Genomic DNA, 18,742 nt, shown 5'->3' with positions numbered 1-18,742 from the left:
GGTCAGAGGCCGCGGGCGCCCCGCAGGAGCCGCACGTGGGGGGAGGTCGACGGGTCGTAGCCCTGGCCGAGGGCGAGGTAGGTGGCGGCGAAGTCGGTGAGGGCCACGTGGTGGGCGAGCCGCAGCACCGGGTCCGTGGCCGGGGCCTCGACGAAGGAGACGCGGACCCCTGCGTCCTCGGCCACGGAGACCACCGTGTCGGTGAGCTGGCGGTCGGCGCCCGCGGAGGTGTCCCTCAGCATGATGAGTCGCAACGGCGGGCGGGTCGGCCCGTCGAGGAACGGGTCGGCGAAGATGTCGTCGGTCACGCCTCGTCGGCCCTCGCCGCCCGCGAGCGGTCCGTCGAAGCAGGCCACGATCTGGCTCGCACCGTCGGGCAGCGACCCGAAGGCCACCGGCACCCGCCCCGTGCGGCCGAACATCGAGGCGGCGCGGCGTGCCGTGACGGAGCCGAACGGGCCCTCCCCCAGCACGATCGGCGTCGACTCCGCGACCTCGGTCGCGAGCACCTTGGCTGGGTTGACGAAGGACTCGGACGACGGACGGCAGGCCGTCGCGCAGTCGTCGAGCACGTCGGCGACGGCCAGCAGGCTCGCGCGCCCGACCGAGGCGAGACCGATGGCGTCGGCGGCGAGCAGCGCCGGAGTCGTCTGCGCCCAGATCGAGGTGCGCGAGGACGTGTCGGGCACGGCGATCGGCACGTGGACCCCCCGAGCCCGAGCGCTCACCTCGGCGAGCGGGGAGTCGGCGGAGCCGATCGTGACGACGAAGGCGCCGCGACGTGCTGCCTCGGCAGCCATCGACAGCGTGCCCGCCGCCCGCCCCGACTGCGACACGGCGATGACGAGGTCGAGGGCGCCCACCCAGCCGGGCAACGGGCCCGAGGCGCAGGACTGCACGGGCAGCGCCGCTCCCGGGCGGGCCGCGGCGACGAAGATGTCGGCGACCGCCGCAGAGCCGCCGGCAGCGGCCACGACGACGCCGCGCGGCTCGATGTCACGAAGGCGCTCGAGTCCGGCCTCCTCGGCAGCCCTCAGCGCGATGCGCACCTGGGCGCCGGCGCCGGCCAGGGCCCGCAGCGTGAGGCTGTGGTCGAGTGCCGCGATGGCGTCCTCGTCGTCGAGCCGGGCCTCGTCGAACACCGGTGCCGCGGCTCAGCCGAGCCGACGAGCCAGGTCGACGAGCAGGACGGGCACGCCCGACTCGATCGGGTAGCCGAGCCCGCAGGCCGGGCACTGGAGCTCGGTGAGCTCACCGGCGGCGCCCGCCCCCTCGGTGTCCTCGGCGCCCCCGGCGGCCCGCACGTCGGTGAGCTCACCCTTGCACTGCGGGCAGCGCAGGATCTCGCGCAGCCACGGCTCGATGGTGGTGGGGGTCTGGCTCACGGTGCTTCTCCTCCGTCGGGGCGGTCTGTGGTCGGGACCGGGTCGCGGTCGGCCCGGATGAGGGCGAGCAGCTCGTCGCGAAGCCGCTCCATCGTCTCACGGTCGGCTGCCTCGACGTTGAGCCGGAGCAGCGGCTCGGTGTTCGAGGCGCGCACGTTGAACCACCACATCGGGTCGGTGCCCTCGGGGCAGGCGATGGTGAGACCGTCGAGCTCGTCGGTGCGCGCGCCGTGCTCGCTCGCCCAGGCGCGGATCTGCTCGATGACGCCGTGCTGGTCGCTCACCGTGGAGTTGATCTCGCCCGAGGCGACGTAGCGCTCGAAGCGGTCGCAGACCTCCGAGAGAGGCCGCTCCTGCTCACCGAGGGCCGCGAGCACGTGCAGCGCCGCGAGCATGCCGGTGTCGGCGAACCAGAAGTCGCGGAAGTAGTAGTGCGCCGAGTGCTCGCCGCCGAAGACTGCTCCGTGGCGTGCCATCTCGGCCTTGATGAAGGAGTGGCCCACGCGGGTGCGCACCGGCCGGGCACCGGCCTCGCGCACGATCTCGGCCACTGCCGCGCTGGAGATGACGTTGTGCACGACTGCCACGTCGTCGTCGCCCCCGGCTCGAGCCCTCGCGATCTCGCGGGTGGCGACGAGCCCGGTGATGGCGCTCGGCGACACGGGCTCACCATCCGCGTCGACGACGAAGCACCGGTCGGCGTCGCCGTCGAAGGCGAGCCCGATGTCGGCACCGTGCTCGCGCACTGCGGCCTGGAGGTCGACGAGGTTGGCCGGGTCGAGCGGGTTCGCCTCGTGGTTGGGGAAGGTGCCGTCGAGCTCGAAGTAGAGCGGGACCACCTCGAGCGGGAGCTCCGGCAGCCCGGCGGCCGTGCCGAGCACCGCCGGCACCGTGTGGCCTCCCATGCCGTTGCCGGCGTCGACGACGACCTTGAGCGGGCGGATGGCCGACAGGTCGACGAGCCCGCGCAGGAAGGCGGCATAGTCGGCGAGCAGGTCGCGCGACTCGACGCTGCCCGGGCCCCCGACGGGCGCGGCCAGACCGGTGCCGCCGTCGAGCATCCACTGCGCGAGGTCGCGGATCTCGGCGAGGCCGGAGTCCTGGCCCACCGGCCTCGCGCCGGAGCGGCAGAGCTTGATGCCGTTGTAACGCGCCGGGTTGTGGCTGGCCGTGAACATCGCTCCCGGGAGCCCCAGGGCGCCACTGGCGTAGTAGAGGCCGTCGGTCGAGCACAGCCCGATGAGGGTGACGTCGACCCCCCGCGAGGTCACCCCCGCGGCGAACGCCGCGGACAGCTCGGGCGAGCTCGGACGCATGTCGTGGCCGACGACGATGCCACGACTGCCGTCCGGGATGGCGACGACCTCGGCGAAGGCGGCACCGATCGCCTCCGCCACCCGCGGTGACAGCTGGTCGGGCACGATGCCGCGGACGTCATAGGCCTTGACGAACTCTGCAAGGGTGGGCACGGGCGCCACCCTAGCCGTCGCGGGCCCGGCCGCGGACGTCAGGAGTCGCGCAGGATGCGCAGGTGACCGCGCCGGCCGGACTCGACCGCTCCGGACTCCGCCTCGGCCCGCGCCTGCCCCCGCGCGTCACCGCGGGTGCCCCCGGCGTCTCGGGAGCCGGAGGTGGCGCTCGGGGGGCGCTGGGCGCGCGGGCGACCGGCCTCGCGGACGGCGTCGGCGAGGGCCAGCAGGTCGTCGGGAGCGAGTGCGGGCTCGGAGTAGTCCCCGCCGACGCGCACGACCTCCCAGCCCCTGGGAGCCGTCATGCGCTCGGCGTGCTCACGACACAGGTCGTAGGTGTGCGGCTCGGCGTAGGTCGCGAGCGGGCCGAGCACGACGGCGCGGTCGGAGTACGCGTAGGTCAGAGTCGCGACGGCAGGGCGGCTGCACCCCGTCTTTGAACACCCTCGTGTGAGACCCACGCGGGGGACTCTAGTCGTGCCGGGTGACGAGATGCAGACACCACGCCGGTCACCGTCCGACGGAAGCCTAGAGTGAACGGGTGAGCACGAGCATCCCGCGTCCCGCGCCCGCGAGTCGGCGCCGCGACCGGCACGGCAGGGGCCATCGGGGACCCCTCGCCTGGCCTCCGGTGCCGGCCATGAGGAGCCGGCGTGACGCCTTCGACGACTACGTGCTCGACGCCGCCGCCCGCCTCGAGGCCACGTGCGGGCGCGCTTTCCCCGCAGTGGAGTTCGCGGTCGAGGACGTGCCACGCGGGCCTGCGCCGTGGGATCACCGGGAGGTGCCCCTCGGCCGGCTCTTCCCGGCCACGGGCGCTCGGCCGGCCCGCATCGTCGTCTATCGCCGGCCGGTCGAGACACGCGTCAGCGACCGGCGCGACGTCGCGGCGCTCGTCGCCGACATCGTCACCGAGCAGGTCGCCGGGCTGCTCGGGGTGTCGCCCGAGGAGCTCGACCCCGGCTTCGGGGAGTAGCCGCTCAGCTGCCGACCTGGCGCACCGGCACCGAGACGGCGGTGACAGGGGCCGGGACGAGCGGCACCGCCGCGACCTGCGGCACGCCCGCGTCGACCCCGACGACCGACACTGCCGCCCGGACGTCGCCGTCACGGGCCGCGACCCACACCCGGTCGGCGCGACCGAGGTCGACGACGGCAGTGGAGTCGGCCCTGACGGCGACCGCGACGCTGCGACGCTCGGCGCCCGTCGCGATCTGGACCTCGACGTCGCCACCCCGCGCGCCCGCCGAGAGGAGCAGCCGCTTCGTCGCCCCGTCGACGGCAGGCAGCACCGCCCCGGCGAGGCCGCGCACCGCGGGCGTGGCCGGCATCCACGCGAAGTCGCCCATCCGGTCTGCCGACGCGGCCCGACGCTCGGTCCAGGCTGCCGCGGTCACGGGCCGGTCCGAGCTGATCCGCAGGCCGTAGGCGCCGGGACGCAGAGCCACTGGCACGTCGGCGGTCGCACCCGCAGGCACCCGGACGGCCCGCAGCTCGGCCGGCTGGGTCGGGCCCCGATCCGTGAGTACCGTCACCTGGACGAGGGCCTCCCCGGCCGTGCCGGGGTTGACGAGGCGCAGGGAGGTCGTGCCGGTGACGTCGAGGCCCGCCACCACCTGCGCGGTTGCGGGGGGCGAGGCCGGCACCGAGTCGTCGATGCCCCGGGGGGTGGCGCCCTCGATCCACTGGTCGGAGAGCACCGCCGAGACGACACCGCCCGTGGCGATGACGTGCACCGCGGGCGCAGCCTCGTCGGGAGCCAGGGCATCGAGCGAGACGACGACGCGGTCGCGGGGCGGCACCGAGACGCTGCGCCCCTCCGCCGTCGCCACCGGGCCCGCGCGGCCGAAGACGTCGAAGGCCACGGTCACGGCGTTGGCCCCGGGGTTGCTGACGACGAGTCGCTCGGTGCGCGAGGCGCCGGCGCCGCCGCCGAGGAGCCAGGCGTCGGCGGCGGGCAGGCCGCACGGGGTCACGACGAGGCCACGGTCGTCGTCGCCGGTGCGCCGCCAGACCTGGGTGGCCACGAGGCCGGGCGCAAGCGCCCCCATGGCGCGGGCGATGACCGGGGGCGTGGCGTTCACGGCCGCACCCACGAGTCCGTCGATCGTCGCGCCGGTGGCGAGCACCGCGCCGCTCGCCCCGCTCTCGAGGTCGACCTGACCGGCCCCGCTCGGTGGGGTGACGCCTGCGGCGCGCAGGGTGTCGGCCGACGCCGGCGATGCCGCCACCCGCACGTCGCCGGCCACGTCGCGCAGGCCGCTGGCGCCGAGGCGCTGCTGGCCCGGACACACGAGGGCTGCCTCGCCGACGAGGACGTCGGACACCTCGGGCAGGCCGGCCTGGCCGCGGGCCGGCGCGAGCTCCACCGTGCCCGGCACCTTCGCCGCGCCGACGGCGATGCCGGCCGCCACGACGACGAGGGCCCCGACGCGGGCGGCACGCCCGAGCCGGCTCACGAGCGCCTCCTCGAGCGCCGGTTGCCGAAGGGGATGGCCATGAAGACGACGAGGGCGAGCAGGGTGGCCTGCGCGATCCGCCACCACGGGTCGGCGGCAGCGAGGTCGACCGTCAGGGAACCGCCCGCGGGTGGCACGGCATACGTGGGCTGGTCGGTGCCCGCGAGGGCGGTGAGCTGCTGGCCGTCGAGCGTCACGACGGCGTGGTCGGCCCACTGGGCCGGCTCGGCCACGACGAGGCGGCGGCTGTCGCTGCCGCGCGGCACCTCCGTGTCGATGGCGGCATGGGGGCCCCGCGTGGGCACGACGGCGAGCTGGGCTCCGGACGCATCGACGAGCCGGGCCCTCGAGGGTGCGCTCGCGGCCTCCCCGTCGGCGGCCGCGGCCAGGGGACGGACCTTCCACAGGATCCCCCGGGAGCTCGAGCCCAGACGGCTGAGGCCCTCTGCGGAGTCGAGGCGACGGGTCAGCGTCGAGTCGCTGCGCTCGGACACCTGCACGAAGCCGATACCGAGCCGCGCGAGCGAGCTCGCGTCCAGAGAGTCGGCACCCTGACCGCCGACGAGCTCGGCGACGGCCGCCACGAGAGGAGCGTCGTCGGCGTCGGGCTCGCGGTCGAGGTCGCGCAGCAGCTCGCCGGGCTCCTGCCCGGCCAGCACGAAGTCGACCACCTCCGGCGACGGGTGCAGCAGCAGGAGGCGGTTGGCGAGCGGGCCCGAGCCCTGCTCCACCGCCACGGCCGGGAGCGTCGCCTGGCCGACGGTCAACGTCGACCCCGCGCCCCGCACGGCCCAGAGCGCGGCACCCGACACGACCGCCGCGAGCAGCACCGCGACGACGGCGACGCTCGCGGCGAAGGACCAGCGCCGGCGCGGACCACGCAGCGCGGCGAGCACGGGCCCGCTGCCAGCAAGGACGCCGACGAGCAGACCGGCGAGCCACAGCTCGAGACCCACACCCGCCCACAGGTGAGCCGGCTCCGACACGCCCACACCCGTCTCGGCGGAGCCGAGCACGACCCGCCCTGACGCGAACGCGGACGCGAGCCCGACGAGTGACAGGCAGGCGCCCGCCACGAGCCCGAGCGCCCCTGCGACGCTTCGGGACCGGACGGCATACCCCGCCACCCCGAGGGCGACGACGGGAGCGAGCAGCCACACGGCCGGCGTGACCCCGCCGGGATGGGTGAGGAGGAGTGGCCAGCCGCCGGGACCGTCACCCGTGGCGACGAGACCGGGGCCGGAGAGGACGAGGCGCCAGTCGTCGGCGAAGCGGGTCACCCACGGACCGAGCAGCCCGACCGGCACCAGGAGCAGGACGATCGCGCGGCCGCGCACCATGCCGGGTCCGACGATGAGCAGCACGAGCGCGGCGACGAGCACGACGACGAGCAGGGGCGGCACGAAGGCACCGAGCACCGCGGCGGCGAGCGCGGTGGCGAAGGTGGCGGTCCACGTGCCGTCACGCCGCGCGGCGAGGGTGAGCCCGGCGAGCACGAGGGGCAGCAGGACGTGCCCGACCGCGGCGGTCAGCCGGCCGTCGGCCGTCGCCGTCGTGACGACGGCGCTCGTGCCCCACGCCAGCGCGACGATGCCGCGCGCCACCCGCGACGACGTGACGACACGACCTCCGAGGTATGCCGTCCACGCCGAGAGCGCGGGGGCGAGGACGAGCAGCCAGGCGACCGTGACCCCGGCGCTCGACCGGCTGCCGTCGAGGGCGGGGAGCCGCTCGGCGAGCCACGTCAGGCCGGCCAGCACGGCGAGATGGGGACCGGAGTCGAGGCCGGTGCCGAGTCCGGCGCCGTGCCAGGCATCGCGGAACGCGTGCCAGAGGCCGGCGGCGTCGGTCGTCACCGGCCGCAGCTCTCCGCCGGCGAGGCCGGTGTGCGACGCGGAGAGGGCACCCGCCCGCAGCGCTCCCCGCCAGGCGATGCCGGTGGCCACGAGGACGGCCGTCACGGCGAGGACCCCGGGGTGGGTGAGGATGCGTCGCCCGAGCGATGCCGGCAGGGCCCCGAGGGCCTCGGACTCGTCGGTCGCGGGACCGGTCTCGGTCGTCGGGGCCGCCTCGCGCAGCTCGGGTCGCCCGTCGGGGAGCACCGAGTCCTGGACGCGGTCGACGGCCGTGCGCGCAGAGGCGCCCACCGGGACGAAGAGGGTGGCGAGGTCGCCCCGGCCGAGCCGCCGCGATCGGCGGCCCCGCCACCGTGCGCCCGTGATCGCGACGGGGTGCAGCAGCGCCGTGACGTCGGCGAGCTCACGCCAGGCCAGGCGCGGCCGCTTGGCGAGCAGCAGCGTCAGGGCGAGCAGCACGGCCGAGAGGGCGAGCCACCCGGCGAGGAAGGGGGCGGCGAGCGGCGAGCACCGGGCGAGCGCCACCTGGCGCATGGCGCGCCGCTCGGCGCGCTCAGCCCGCTCCGTGCGGTCGGCCGGGGCGGACGGCTCGGGCCGGCCCGAGCGCTCGTCGTCACGGCCTGCGACCGAGCCGACCCGCGTGCCCGCGTCGCGGACGACGGCACCGGGCACGACGACGACACGGTGGCCGGCGAGCTGGGTGCGCCAGCCGAGGTCGAGCGCGGCGCCGTGCTCGAGGAAGCTGCGGTCGAAGCCCCCGACGTCGTGCCACACCGAGCGGCGCACGAGCATGCCGCCGGTCGGGACGGCGAGGACGTCCTCGCGTCCGTCGTACTGCCCCTGGTCGGCCTCCCCCACAGCCGGTGTGGGGAGCCGGCGGCCCGTGTGGCTGACCTGGATGCCGAGCTCGACGAGTCGCCGGGTGTCGTCCCAGGCGACGACCTTGGGGCCGGCGATGCCGACCGACCGCGAGGCGAGGCCCGCGGTGAGCAGGCGCGCCAAGGTCGACGGCGTCGCCGCCGCCCCGTCGTGCAGCACCCACACCCAGGCGTCGGACGGGTCACCGACGAGCGGGAGCGCCTCGACGCCCCGAGCGACGGCCGTGCCCAGCGCGACCGGCTCGTCGAGGCGGACGACCTCGAGGGGCGGCGCCACCCGCCGCACGCCCTGGTGCGCCCGCGCGACGGCGACCGACGTGTCGGTGCTCGCGACGTCGACCAGCACGATGCGCGATGGCGAGACCTGCTGTGCCGCAATGGCATCGAGGCACTGGGGCAGCCAGGCCGATCCGTTGCGCACGATGAGGACCACGTCGACCGTGGCAGCAGCGGGACGTCCGGAGGAGGGGAGGACGGACGTCGCTGCCGCCCCCGCGCCTGCGGGGGTGGTCATGACCTCGGTGAGCTCGTCGGGCACGGGTCTACCATCGCCCCGGACCGCGACGGTCCGGGGGACGACACGCTCAGACGGCGCGCTTCTTCAGCTTGCGGCGCTCCCGCTCGGACAGCCCGCCCCAGATGCCGAACCTCTCGTCGTTCGCGAGGGCGTACTCGAGGCACTCGGCGCGCACCTCACAGCCGACGCAGACCTTCTTGGCCTCTCGGGTGGAGCCGCCCTTCTCGGGGAAGAACGCCTCGGGATCGGTCTGCGCGCAGAGCGAGCGCTCCTGCCAGGAGAGCTCACCCTCCTCCGCACCCGTGTCCGGTATGACTGCAAACAGCTCGTGCATGACCCCTCCTCGACCCTGACTTCTCTATGTGTGTCAGCACTTGCTGCATCCCTCGGCACCGTTCCCCCGACTGCGAGCGAGTCGATCACCTGCACCGACCTGCACCACCACGGAACCGACCCCGACGAATACAACAATGAAATTACATGCGTGTCATACGCCTCACGTCAAGCCCGAAGATGATATTCGCCCACTTCTTCCTCGACCTGGCGACGCGACGGCGCAGGCGGACTGAGAGGATCGGCACATGCGCATCACCGCCCTGGCCGGAGGTGTGGGCGGCGCCCGCTTCCTCCGTGGACTGCTCCGCCACCTCGAGCACCGCTCTGCAACCGCTTCCGGCGAGGCACCTACCCGGATCACCGTCATCGGCAACACCGGTGACGACATCACCCTCTTCGGCCTGCGGGTCTGCCCAGACATCGACACGATCCTCTACACCCTCGGCGGAGGTGTCCACGAGGGTCAGGGCTGGGGGCGCGCCGACGAGACGCACTCTCTCGCAACGGAACTCGCTGCACTGGGCGCCACCCCGCAGTGGTTCACCTTGGGAGACAAGGACTTTGCCACCCACGTCTACCGCTCCCAGCTCCTCGGCCGCGGTATGCCGCTCAGCCAGGTGGTCTCGCGGCTCTCGGCCCGCTGGGGCCTGCCCGACCTCGGCGTCACGCTCCTGCCCATGACCGACACCCCCGTCGAGACGCACGTCGTCGTCGAGGAGGACGGCGAGCAGCGGGCCATCCACTTCCAGGAGTGGTGGGTGCGGCACCAGGCCGCGCTCCCGGCCGAGCGCTTCGTCGTCGCCGGGCTCGACCAGGCGACCGCGGCCCCCGGGGTGCTCGACGCGATCCGTGAGACAGACGTCGTCCTCCTGCCGCCGAGCAACCCCGTCGTGTCGATCGGCATCATCCTCGGCGTGCCCGGGGTGCGCGACGCGCTGCGCGGCACCCGCGCCCCCGTCGTCGGCGTCTCTCCCCTCGTCGGCGGGCGACCCGTCCGGGGCCACGCCGACGCCTGCCTGCGCGCCATCGGCGTCGAGGAGTCGAGCGCCGGTGTCGCCGGCCTCTACGAGGACTTCCTCGACGGCTGGCTCGTCGACGAGCAGGACCCGATGCCGGCCGGCCGGCCATCCGCCCGGTCGCGTCTCGAGGTCGAGCACCGCCCCCTGCTCATGAGCTCGGTAGACGCCGCCGCCGACCTCGCGGGCGCTGCCCTCGACCTCGGGCTGCGCCTGCGCGAGGACCGTGCGAGCCGGGTCACCGCGTGAGCGGCACCGTCACGATCACCCCGCTCCACGGCATACCGGAGGTGCGTCCGGGCGATGACCTCACAGACGTCGTCGACTCCGGCCTGCGCTCCTCGGGCGTCACCCTCGCCGACGGCGACGTCGTCGTCGTGTCGAGCAAGGTGGCGAGCAAGGCCCTCGGCCTCGTCACCGACGACCCCGACAAGGAGCGCGTCGTCGCCGGCGAGAGCGACGGCGTCGTCGCCGAGCGGATCTCCGGCGAGCGCCTGACCCGCATCGTCACGGCCAAGGCCGGACCGGTCATGGCGGCTGCCGGCGTCGACGGCAGCAACACCGGTGAGCGGGGCGGCTTGCTGCTGCTCCCCCACGACCCCGACGGCGTGTGCCGGACGCTCCACACGTCGCTCACCCTGCGCCACGGCGTCCGGCTCGGCGTCGTGCTGAGCGACACCGCCGGGCGCCCCTGGCGGGTCGGGCAGGTCGACTTCGCGCTCGGCGCGCACGGGGTGCGGGTGCTCGACGACCTGCGCGGAGCCGTCGACGCCGACGGGAGGGACCTCTCGGTCACGGCCCGTGCGCTCGTCGACGAGATCGCGGCTGCGGCCGACCTCGTCAAGGGCAAGGTGCTCGGGGTGCCGGTCGCGGTGGTGCGCGGGCTCGCCGACGTCGTCCTCGACGACGCGTCCGACGGCGGACTCAACGGTGGCCTCGACGGTGCCCGGGGCCTCGTGCGCACGGGACCCGACGACTGGTTCGCGCTCGGGAGGGTCGAGGCCGTGCGGGCCGCCCTCGGCGTCGCGCCGGGCACAGCCCTGGCGGCCCGGGTCGGCATCCCTCCGGCTGGGCCGGACACGCGCACCGGCGCGGTCGCGCGCGCCGTGCGGCTCGCCCTCGCGGCCGACGACGAGGCCACGGCCGACGTCGGCGACGAGTCCGTCACGCTGGGGGCCGACGGCCCCTACGCGCTCGGGAGACTCGTCGCCCGGCTGGAGGCCGCGCTCTCGTGCGACGGGCTCGAGGGGCGGCCCCTCGCTCCCGCGGCCGACGGGTGCTCGGTCGTCGTGCAGGTGCGCGCGGCCGGTCTGCTCAGCCGACCGTGAAGACGACCTTGCCGAAGACGTCCCCGTCGACCATCCGCGCGAAGCCGTCGCGCGCCTCGGCGAGCGGTCGCACGGAGTCGATGACCGGCTCGATGCCGGCCTGGACGACGAGACGGGCGAGCTGGGCGAGCTCCTGCTGAGTGCCCATCGTCGAGCCCACGACGCGCAGCTGCTTGAAGAAGATCTTCGTCAGCTCGGCCTTGGCAGGCGCATCACCCGAGGTGGCGCCGGAGATGACGATGGTGCCGCCGGGTCGCAGCGAGTTGACCGAGTGCGACCACGTCGCGGCGCCGACCGTCTCCATGACGGCGTCGACGCGGTCGGGCAGCCGCTCCCCCGGGCCGAAGACCCGGTCGGCCCCGATCTCGAGCGCACGGGCGCCCTTCGCCTCGTCGCGCGAGGTCGCCCACATCCGGTAGCCGGCGGCCGCTCCGAGCTGGATGAGCGCCGTCGCGACGCCGCCCCCCGCGCCCTGCACGAGCACGGTCCCGCCCGGCTGCACCCCGGAGTTCGTGAAGAGCATGCGGTATGCCGTGAGCCACGCCGTCGAGAGGCACGCCGCGGTCTCCCACGACATCGACTCGGGCTTGGGCACGACGTTGGTCGAGGGCACGGCGACCTGCTCGGCCAGCGTGCCGTCGTGCAGCTCCGACAGCAGGGTCCGGCGAGGGTCGAGGGTCTCGTCGCCCCGCCAGCCGTCCGAGGGAACGACGGCGTGCACGATGACCTCGTTACCGGCCTCGTCGACGCCCGCGCCGTCGCAGCCGAGCACCATGGGCAGCCGGTCCGCCGGCAGACCCACCCCACGCAGCGACCAGACGTCGTGGTGGTTGAGGGCGGCCGCCCGCAGCCGCACGACGGTCCAGCCCGGCCGGGCCTGCGGCTCGGGGCGCTCCCCGACGACGAGACCGGACAGCGGGTCGGAGGCGGACTGGGCGGCGGCGTAGGCAGCGAGCATTCCAGCACCATAGTGACCGTGGCCGGACGGAGACCGGTCAGGCGCCCGATAGGGTCCGTGGCGTGACCGACGCCATCCCCGCTCACGAGGTCCACGGACCGACCGACGCCCACCCCGCTGACCCACGTGCCCGCAGCCGCGGGCTCGACGCGCAGTCGGTGGGTCTCGTCGCGGTCTTCACGGCGCTGCTCGTCGCCGCCGCCGTCGTGCCGGGCGTCCCGGTCGGGCCGCTCGGGGTGCCGATCACGCTGCAGACCCTCGCCGTCATGCTCACCGGTCTCGTGCTCGGACCGGGGCGGGCCACCGCCGCGGTCCTGCTCTACCTGCTCCTCGGCTTCGTCGGGCTGCCCGTCTTCAGCCGGGGACAGTCCGGTCTGCAGGTCCTCGCCGGCCCCACGGCCGGCTATCTCGTCTCGTTCGTCGTCGCGGCCTTCGTGCTCGGACTCGCGAGCCGGTCGGTGCTGCGGCGCGCCCGGCGGTCGTGGTGGGTGCCGCTCTTCTTCGTCGCGACGCTGCTCACGACCCTGCTCGTCGTGCACCCGCTCGGCATCGCGGGTCTCATGGTCAACGCCAAGCTGTCGTTCCAGGCCGCCCTCGCCGCCGACCTCCCCTTCCTGCCCGGCGACGTCGTCAAGGGCCTCGTGGCCGCCGTCGCGGCGGCTGCGGTGCACCGGGCCTTCCCCGACGTGCTCCTGCGGAGGGTCGCGCGCCCCTGATGCCCGCCGAGCCGCATACCGCCGGGACGGGCGTGCCCGACCGTCCGGAGGTGGTGATCACGGCGGCGACCGTCTCGGTGCCGCTCGAGACGGGGACGGGCCGACGCACCCTGCTCGGCCCGCTCGACCTCGTGCTGCGCGAGCCCCGGGTCACCGTCGTCGGCGCCAACGGCTCCGGCAAGTCGACCCTCCTGCGCCTGCTCAACGGGCTCGTCCTGCCGACGTCGGGGTCGGTGCGGGTCGACGGTCTCGACACCGCGCGACACGGCAGCGACGTGCGCCGCCGGGTGGCCTTCGCCTTCACCGACCCGATCTCGCAGCTCGTCATGCCGACCGGACGTGAGGACGTGGAGCTGTCGCTGCGCCGGGTGCACCGCTCGCGGTCCGAGCGCCGGGCCGCGGCCGAGACGGTGCTCGCGCGCTTCGGTCTCACCGAGCTCGCGGACCGTTCCGTCTACGAGCTGTCGGGCGGCGAGCGCCAGCTCATGGCGCTCGCCGTCGTGCTCGCCACCGAGCCGCGCCTTCTCGTGCTCGACGAGCCGACGACGCTGCTCGACCTGCGCAACACCGTGGCACTGCGTCGCCTCGTCGCCACGCTTCCCCAGTCGGTGGTCACGGCCACGCACGACCTCGACCTCGCGCTCGAGGCCGACCGCACCCTCGTCGTCGAGGGCGGGAGGGTCGTCTTCGACGGATCGCCGGGCGCCGCCGTCGAGCACTACCGCCGGTCGGTGGCGACCTCGTGAGGGAGCCCGGTCTCTTCACGGCGCACGTCGTCGGCAGCTCCTGGCTGCACCGGGCGCCCTTCGGGGCCAAGCTGATCGGCGTCATCGCCATCGGCCTGCTGCCCTGGTGGGTGGACTCGGCCGTCCCCCTCGCAGCGGTCCTCGCCGGCCTGCTCGTCCTCGCCGTCACGGCCGGTGTGCCCCTGGCGCGGCTGCTGCGCTCGCTCCGCTCCCTCGCACCCGTGCTCGTGTTGCTCGGCGCCTTCCAGTGGTGGGCCGTCGGCCCGGCGTATGCCGTCCGCGTCGTCCTCGGCATCAGCACCGCCTTCGTCGCGGCGGGCCTGCTCACCGCGACGACACCGGTCACGACGATGCTCGACGCCGTCGTGCGAGGGGCCCGGCCGGCAGCACGCTGGGTCGACCCCGAGGTCGTGGCCCTCACCGTGGCGGTCGTGCTGCGGTCGGTGCCGTGGGTCGCCGGCGCCTTCGCCGTCGTGCGCGAGTCGGCCCGGGCCCGGGGCCTCGAGCGTGACCCGCGGGCCCTCGTCGTGCCGACGGTCGTGCACGTCGTCGCCTACGGACGGGCGACGGGCGAGGCGCTGGCGGCTCGCGGGCTCACCGATCCGGCAGAGCGGGCCTGATCCCCGTCGACCGGGCCCGCCCTGCCGAGCTCATCCCCCCGTCACCGCCGCGCCGCGATCCTCGCGACTGCGCCCGCGACGGCGGGGGCGACCCGCTCGTCGAAGACGCTCGGCACGATCTGCTCGGCGGTCGGGTGCTCGACGAGGCACGCGATGGCGTGGGCGGCGGCCAGCTTCATCTCCTCGGTGATCGCCCGGGCCCCCGAGTCGAGGGCGCCGCGGAAGATCCCGGGGAAGGCGAGCACGTTGTTGATCTGGTTGGGGAAGTCGGACCGCCCGGTTGCGACCACCTCGGCGAAACGGCGAGCAACACTCGGGTGGACCTCGGGGTCGGGGTTCGCGAGGGCGAAGATGATCGCCCGCGGCGCCATCCGCATGAGGTCGCGCTCGACGACGGTGCCTCCTGAGACGCCGATGAGCACGTCGGCCCCCTCGAGGGCGTCACCGATGGCGCCGGTGACGCCGGTGCGGTTCGTGTCGCGCAGCAGGTCGGCCTTGTGGGAGGGCAGGCCCTCCTCGGCCACCCGGTCGGGGCCGAGCACGCCCCGCGAGTCGGTGACGATGACGTCACCCACCCCGGCGGCCAGCAGGATGCGCGTGACCGCCACCCCCGCCGCCCCGGCACCGGCGACGACGACGGTGAGCTCGTCGAGCGCCTTCTCGACGACCTCGACCGCACCGAGCAGCGCCGCGAGGGCGACGATCGCCGTGCCGTGCTGGTCGTCGTGGAAGACGGGGATGTCGAGCCGCTCCTTGAGCCGGCGCTCGATCTCGAAGCAGCGCGGCGCCGAGATGTCCTCGAGGTTGATGCCGCCGTAGGTCGGCGCGATGCGGGCCACCGCGTCGACGATCTCGTCGACGGTGCCGGTCTCCATGCAGACCGGCACGGCGTCGACGTCGGCGAAGTGCTTGAAGAGGACGGCCTTGCCCTCCATGACCGGCATGGCGGCGAGCGGCCCGACGGCTCCGAGGCCGAGCACCGCCGTGCCGTCGCTGACGACGGCCACCGTGTTGCGCCGGCTCGTGTAGACGTCGGCCAGCGTCGCGTCGACGGCGATGGCGCGCGAGACGTCGGCGACGCCTGGCGTGTAGAGCAGGGAGAGGTCGGCCGCGTCGCGCAGCTGGGACGTGGCATGGACGGCGAGCTTGCCGCCCTCGTGGACGACGAAGACCGGGTCGTTCGGATCGAAGAGCTGGTGGGTGGGCAACGCACTCATGGCTGGAACACCTCGTTCGCGTGACGGGAAGGGCAGGCAGGCCCTGACTGGTGGAACCGTGCCGGGGTCATGCCTGCAAGGTCGTTCTCGCGTAACGGGGGTTGCCCGAGGCGCCATCGTCGCACGGGGCACCCGCTCGACTCAACGGCATACCGTGTGACCGGCGTCTCAGCAGGGCGATGACCGCGTGTGGGGCTCGGGGACGGGCGTCAGCGCAGGCGTCGGCGCAGGCGTCGGCGAGGGTGGCTCAGGTGGCGGCGTCGGCGTGGTGCGGCGCGACGTCGAGCACCCGCAGCAGGGCGTCGACGACGCGCGGGTCGTACTCGTAGCCGAGTCCGAGATAGATCCGCTCGAGCGCCGCGTCGCGCGAGCGGCTCCCGCGCGCGCCGCGGTTGAGGTCCTCGTAGGCGTTGACGACCTTGATGATGCGGCTCGTCAGCGGGATCTCCTCGCCGAGCTCGCGCACCTGGCGGTAGGGCGTCGTCTGGTGCTCGAGGATGCGCGCCACCCCCTCGAGCACACCGGTCTCGCGGACGATCGCGACCGTGTCGGCCTCGATGCGCCGCTGGTCGGCCGGTGCCGCGAGCACCGTGGCGCCGCCGGGGATGGGCTCGACGAGGGCGACCTGCCCGATGTCGTGCAGGAGTGCGGCGTACTCGAGGTCGAGCAGCTCTCGCTCCGGCAGCGCGAGCTCGCGCCCGACGCGGAGCGCCAGCGCGGCCACGCGCTCGGAGTGCCCCGCCGGTGTGTAGCCGGCGGCGTCGGTGAGCCGCGAGAGCGTGCGGATGCTCTGGAGGTAGGTCGCGCGGATGCTGACGTAGCGACGGAAGGCGAAGAGGGTGAGCACGAGCGGCACGAGGAAGAGCGGCAGCGCGGCGATGCCGAGGGTCGGCGCCGCGAGGGCGATGAGCACCCCGGTGACGGCCACCGGCGACGAGAGGGTCACCGACGACACGAGCTCCTCGAGGACGATGCGCCGCAGCCCCCCTCCGGCCGCGAGAGCGCGCAGGGCCGACGTCAGGGCGACGTCGGCGAGCAGCCCGACCGCCGCGATCGCGAGCATCGTGACGGCGTTCTGCCACGGGGGCTGCCAGTGGTCGATGACGGCGGCACCCGTGCTCTGGCCGAGGTACACGTTGCGATAGAGCAGGGCCACGACGACGACCGCCGCGAGGCGCCCGCTCACCTCGATGAAGCTCACGGCGTGCCGCGCCGCGAGCCGGGCACCGACACCGATCGCGGTCGCCACCGAGGTGACGGCGATGACGACGGCCGCGGCGTAGGCGATGTATCCCCCGTCGGGCACCTCGACGGTGAAGCAGAGGCCGAAGGCGCTCGCCGTCGCGAGCGGAGCCGAGCCGCGCAGGCCGGGGGCCGAGATCTGGAACCACTCCCCCACGGCGATGGTCACCCCGAACACGAGCAGGAGGGCGAGGGCCGCCCCGCTGCCCCAGCCCGGGAAGTTGCCGGCCTCGTAGGCAGCGAGCACGCTGAGGACGACGGTGAGGATCCCGAGGACGAGACCGACGGACTCGGCTCTCGTGGCGCGGCTCATGCGCGGTCCGCCGTGCCGACGGTGACCGCTGCGAGCCCGTGCTTGTCGAGCGCCGCGCGCAGGGCGAGCAGGACGGCGGGATCGAACCGGCCGGGGTCGCGCGACAGCTCGTCCACGACGCCGTGCGCATCGGGTGCGCCGTGCGCGCCGTGGCTCGCGTGCGTCCCCGCTGCTGCGTGGCCTCGGAGGGCTCGCACCGCGTCGCCGCCCTGGGCGGTGAGGTCGTCGGCTGCCACGACGACGGCGAGCACCCGCGCGACGACAGGGATGGCCGGGCCGACGAGGCCGTCCGGCGTGCCCCGCCCGTCGAAGCGCTCGCCCTGGTGGCGGATGCCCGACCGAGCCGGCTCGAGGAAGTCGATGCCCTCGATCATCCGTGCCCCGAGCACGCAGTGACGGTCGACGACACGGCGCTCGGCCGCCGTGAGGGAGCCGCGGGGTCGGCGCAGCAGGCGGGTCGGCACCCCGAGGTGGCCGATCTCGTGGAGCATCGCGGCGTAGCGGACGGTGCCGATCTGGCTCGGCCCGAGCCCCATCTCCTCGGCGACCCACTCGGCGAGGCGGGCGACCCGGAGACTGCGCTCAGCCGCAGCCGGCTCCTTGGTGGCGAGCGCGGTGACCAGGGTGTCGACGGTGCGCTCGTGCGACCGCAGCTCGTCGCCGAACTGGATGAAGGCCCACCGCGCCGCGAGCAGCGGCGCGAGGATGAGCACGGCGCTGAACGCATCGAGCCCGGCCGGGAACCAGACGATGACGAAGAGGAAGCCGATGGCGCCGTACCCGACGTAGGCGACGCCGGAGCTGACGAGAACGCGCCGCAGGAAGACGAGGAACGGCACGCCCTGGTAGAGGTGGATCACCCCGGCGAGGAGCAGGGCGTTCGTCAGGCACTGCACGATGTCGGCGACGAGCAGCGGCAGGCCGAGCTCGGTGGCGATGCTCGCCAGGCCCGAGAGGTCGCCCAGGTTCTCGGCGCCGTGCGACAGCGCGTAGGCCCAGCCGCCGGCCACCCCGATGATCGCCATCATCGCGGCGTTGAAGAGCCGCTGGAACCAGTGCACCTTGCGGTCGCGGTCGATGACGGGTGAGACCAGGCCCACGCACCAGGCACCGAAGGGCCCGAGGATCGCGCCCGAGGCGAGCAGGATGATCGACAGGAACGAGAAGCCGATGCGTGAGGTGACCGTCGGCTCGCGCAGCTGGAAGCTGAGCACGCCCATCGCCGCGAGGAGCAGCAGCGGCGCCAGATCAGGACGGCGACCCCACGTCCACGACAGGACCCCGAGGAGCACGGCCGCGGCGACCACCGCGGCGATGTAGGCGGGAAGCCAGCGGGAGGGCGCAGGCTGCTCGGGGCGGGTGGTCACAGGCTATTGAAGCGCGCAGACGCCACGGTCCCGCAAGTCTCGAGCGAGAGCTCGAGACTGCACGGGACCGTCGTGACGGGCGAGCGGCGTGAGCGGAGGGCTCAGCTGCCCCACGACCACGTGTTCGCGAGGTAGACGAGCACGTTGGTGGTGAAGCCGCCATCTCCGAGGGCCGACAGCAGGGCGCTGAACATGGGGTTCTCCTTCTGACGTCTTGCGTCCCGGCTGCAGGCACAGAAGTTGCTCCGTGCCGCTCGCAGCACGGACGCAAGTGGGGGGTCTAGGGCCTCAGCCTGTCAAACCCGGTGGCCCGATTGGC

Annotated in this window: 17 protein-coding genes; 6 read left to right on the top strand and 11 right to left on the bottom strand. The window is 74.5% G+C overall.

Going from position 1 to position 18,742, the window contains the following annotated elements; genetic code table 11:
- Positions 1 to 2: 2 nt before the first annotated feature.
- Genes FBY41_RS11700 through FBY41_RS11685 form a run of 4 tightly spaced genes read right to left on the bottom strand, consistent with a single transcriptional unit; the run spans position 3 to position 3,315 of the window.
- Positions 3 to 1,142, bottom strand: coding sequence for an SIS domain-containing protein (locus tag FBY41_RS11700; protein ID WP_141844437.1), 1,140 nt, complete (start codon positions 1,140 to 1,142; stop codon positions 3 to 5).
- 12 nt (positions 1,143 to 1,154) lie between these two features.
- A complete protein-coding gene (locus FBY41_RS11695) occupies positions 1,155 to 1,385 on the bottom strand; it encodes a Trm112 family protein (RefSeq protein WP_141844436.1) in 231 nt (76 codons plus the stop codon).
- Positions 1,382 to 2,854: a phosphomannomutase/phosphoglucomutase gene (locus tag FBY41_RS11690; RefSeq protein ID WP_375869869.1), complete on the bottom strand. Its 1,473-nt coding sequence runs from the start codon at positions 2,852 to 2,854 to the stop codon at positions 1,382 to 1,384. The genes FBY41_RS11695 and FBY41_RS11690 overlap by 4 nt, the downstream gene beginning before the upstream one ends.
- 38 nt (positions 2,855 to 2,892) lie before the next feature.
- Complete coding sequence (locus FBY41_RS11685) at positions 2,893 to 3,315, bottom strand: DUF3499 domain-containing protein (protein ID WP_141844434.1); 423 nt, start codon at positions 3,313 to 3,315, stop codon at positions 2,893 to 2,895.
- A gap of 179 nt (positions 3,316 to 3,494) precedes the next feature.
- Between FBY41_RS11685 and FBY41_RS11680 the strand changes: the two genes are divergently transcribed.
- On the top strand, positions 3,495 to 3,830 hold the full coding sequence (locus FBY41_RS11680) for a metallopeptidase family protein (RefSeq protein ID WP_311769394.1): 336 nt from the start codon (positions 3,495 to 3,497) through the stop codon (positions 3,828 to 3,830).
- 4 nt (positions 3,831 to 3,834) lie between these two features.
- Here the strand turns inward: FBY41_RS11680 and FBY41_RS11675 are convergent, their stop codons facing one another.
- The 3 genes from FBY41_RS11675 to FBY41_RS11665 are packed head-to-tail and all read right to left on the bottom strand — an operon-like array spanning position 3,835 to position 8,898.
- Positions 3,835 to 5,313: a DUF5719 family protein gene (locus tag FBY41_RS11675; RefSeq protein WP_141844432.1), complete on the bottom strand. Its 1,479-nt coding sequence runs from the start codon at positions 5,311 to 5,313 to the stop codon at positions 3,835 to 3,837.
- Entirely contained in the window at positions 5,310 to 8,585 is a 3,276-nt protein-coding gene (locus tag FBY41_RS11670) for a glycosyltransferase family 2 protein (protein WP_141844431.1), read from the bottom strand. The genes FBY41_RS11675 and FBY41_RS11670 overlap by 4 nt, the downstream gene beginning before the upstream one ends.
- Before the next feature lie 46 nt (positions 8,586 to 8,631).
- Complete coding sequence (locus FBY41_RS11665) at positions 8,632 to 8,898, bottom strand: WhiB family transcriptional regulator (RefSeq protein WP_141823620.1); 267 nt, start codon at positions 8,896 to 8,898, stop codon at positions 8,632 to 8,634.
- A 247-nt stretch (positions 8,899 to 9,145) separates the two neighbouring features.
- On the opposite strand from FBY41_RS11665, the gene cofD reads away from it, so the two are divergent.
- Together cofD and FBY41_RS11655 are read left to right on the top strand one after the other, a co-directional pair.
- Positions 9,146 to 10,165: a 2-phospho-L-lactate transferase gene (gene cofD, locus FBY41_RS11660; protein ID WP_141844430.1), complete on the top strand. Its 1,020-nt coding sequence runs from the start codon at positions 9,146 to 9,148 to the stop codon at positions 10,163 to 10,165.
- Positions 10,162 to 11,244, top strand: a complete 1,083-nt coding sequence (locus FBY41_RS11655) for a coenzyme F420-0:L-glutamate ligase (protein WP_141844429.1) — start codon at positions 10,162 to 10,164, stop codon at positions 11,242 to 11,244. Before cofD ends, FBY41_RS11655 begins: the two co-directional genes overlap by 4 nt.
- Here the strand turns inward: FBY41_RS11655 and FBY41_RS11650 are convergent.
- The gene (locus FBY41_RS11650) at positions 11,231 to 12,202 is read right to left on the bottom strand and encodes a zinc-binding dehydrogenase (RefSeq protein ID WP_141844428.1); all 972 of its coding nucleotides are present in this window, start codon (positions 12,200 to 12,202) and stop codon (positions 11,231 to 11,233) included. The genes FBY41_RS11655 and FBY41_RS11650 overlap by 14 nt on opposite strands.
- A gap of 62 nt (positions 12,203 to 12,264) precedes the next feature.
- On the opposite strand from FBY41_RS11650, the gene FBY41_RS11645 reads away from it, so the two are divergent.
- From FBY41_RS11645 to FBY41_RS11635, 3 genes are read left to right on the top strand one after another with little or no spacing between them, the layout of a single operon-like run.
- Entirely contained in the window at positions 12,265 to 12,918 is a 654-nt protein-coding gene (locus FBY41_RS11645; RefSeq protein ID WP_141844427.1) for a biotin transporter BioY, read from the top strand.
- Positions 12,918 to 13,664, top strand: coding sequence for an energy-coupling factor ABC transporter ATP-binding protein (locus FBY41_RS11640; RefSeq protein ID WP_141844426.1), 747 nt, complete (start codon positions 12,918 to 12,920; stop codon positions 13,662 to 13,664). The genes FBY41_RS11645 and FBY41_RS11640 overlap by 1 nt, the downstream gene beginning before the upstream one ends.
- Positions 13,661 to 14,284: an energy-coupling factor transporter transmembrane component T family protein gene (locus FBY41_RS11635; RefSeq protein WP_141844425.1), complete on the top strand. Its 624-nt coding sequence runs from the start codon at positions 13,661 to 13,663 to the stop codon at positions 14,282 to 14,284. Before FBY41_RS11640 ends, FBY41_RS11635 begins: the two co-directional genes overlap by 4 nt.
- 41 nt (positions 14,285 to 14,325) lie before the next feature.
- Here FBY41_RS11635 and FBY41_RS11630 read toward each other — a convergent pair whose 3' ends face one another.
- The 3 genes from FBY41_RS11630 to FBY41_RS11620 all read right to left on the bottom strand — a co-directional run bounded on the left by FBY41_RS11630 (position 14,326) and on the right by FBY41_RS11620 (position 18,423).
- The gene (locus FBY41_RS11630) at positions 14,326 to 15,501 is read right to left on the bottom strand and encodes an NAD(P)-dependent malic enzyme (protein ID WP_141844424.1); all 1,176 of its coding nucleotides are present in this window, start codon (positions 15,499 to 15,501) and stop codon (positions 14,326 to 14,328) included.
- A 247-nt stretch (positions 15,502 to 15,748) separates the two neighbouring features.
- Positions 15,749 to 17,056, bottom strand: a complete 1,308-nt coding sequence (locus FBY41_RS11625; protein ID WP_141844423.1) for an HD-GYP domain-containing protein — start codon at positions 17,054 to 17,056, stop codon at positions 15,749 to 15,751.
- Positions 17,053 to 18,423: an HD-GYP domain-containing protein gene (locus tag FBY41_RS11620; protein ID WP_141844422.1), complete on the bottom strand. Its 1,371-nt coding sequence runs from the start codon at positions 18,421 to 18,423 to the stop codon at positions 17,053 to 17,055. The genes FBY41_RS11625 and FBY41_RS11620 overlap by 4 nt, the downstream gene beginning before the upstream one ends.
- Positions 18,424 to 18,742: the final 319 nt, after the last annotated feature.

The organism is Humibacillus xanthopallidus, assembly GCF_006716675.1.
In the GTDB taxonomy this organism is placed as follows: Bacteria; Actinomycetota; Actinomycetes; order Actinomycetales; family Dermatophilaceae; genus Humibacillus; species Humibacillus xanthopallidus_B.
The sequence above is the reverse complement of the archived record's forward strand: the minus strand, read 5'-3'. Positions and strand labels throughout refer to the sequence as shown.

Bases quoted from the DNA above. Each gene is read 5' to 3' on its own strand.
- FBY41_RS11680 (WP_311769394.1), top strand. From the start codon at position 3,495: ATGAGGAGCCGGCGTGACGCCTTCGACGACTACGTGCTCGACGCCGCC.
- FBY41_RS11665 (WP_141823620.1), bottom strand. From the start codon at position 8,898: ATGCACGAGCTGTTTGCAGTCATACCGGACACGGGTGCGGAGGAGGGT.
- cofD (WP_141844430.1), top strand. From the start codon at position 9,146: ATGCGCATCACCGCCCTGGCCGGAGGTGTGGGCGGCGCCCGCTTCCTC.
- FBY41_RS11650 (WP_141844428.1), bottom strand. From the start codon at position 12,202: ATGCTCGCTGCCTACGCCGCCGCCCAGTCCGCCTCCGACCCGCTGTCC.
- FBY41_RS11640 (WP_141844426.1), top strand. From the start codon at position 12,918: ATGCCCGCCGAGCCGCATACCGCCGGGACGGGCGTGCCCGACCGTCCG.
- FBY41_RS11630 (WP_141844424.1), bottom strand. From the start codon at position 15,501: ATGAGTGCGTTGCCCACCCACCAGCTCTTCGATCCGAACGACCCGGTC.
- FBY41_RS11625 (WP_141844423.1), bottom strand. From the start codon at position 17,056: ATGAGCCGCGCCACGAGAGCCGAGTCCGTCGGTCTCGTCCTCGGGATC.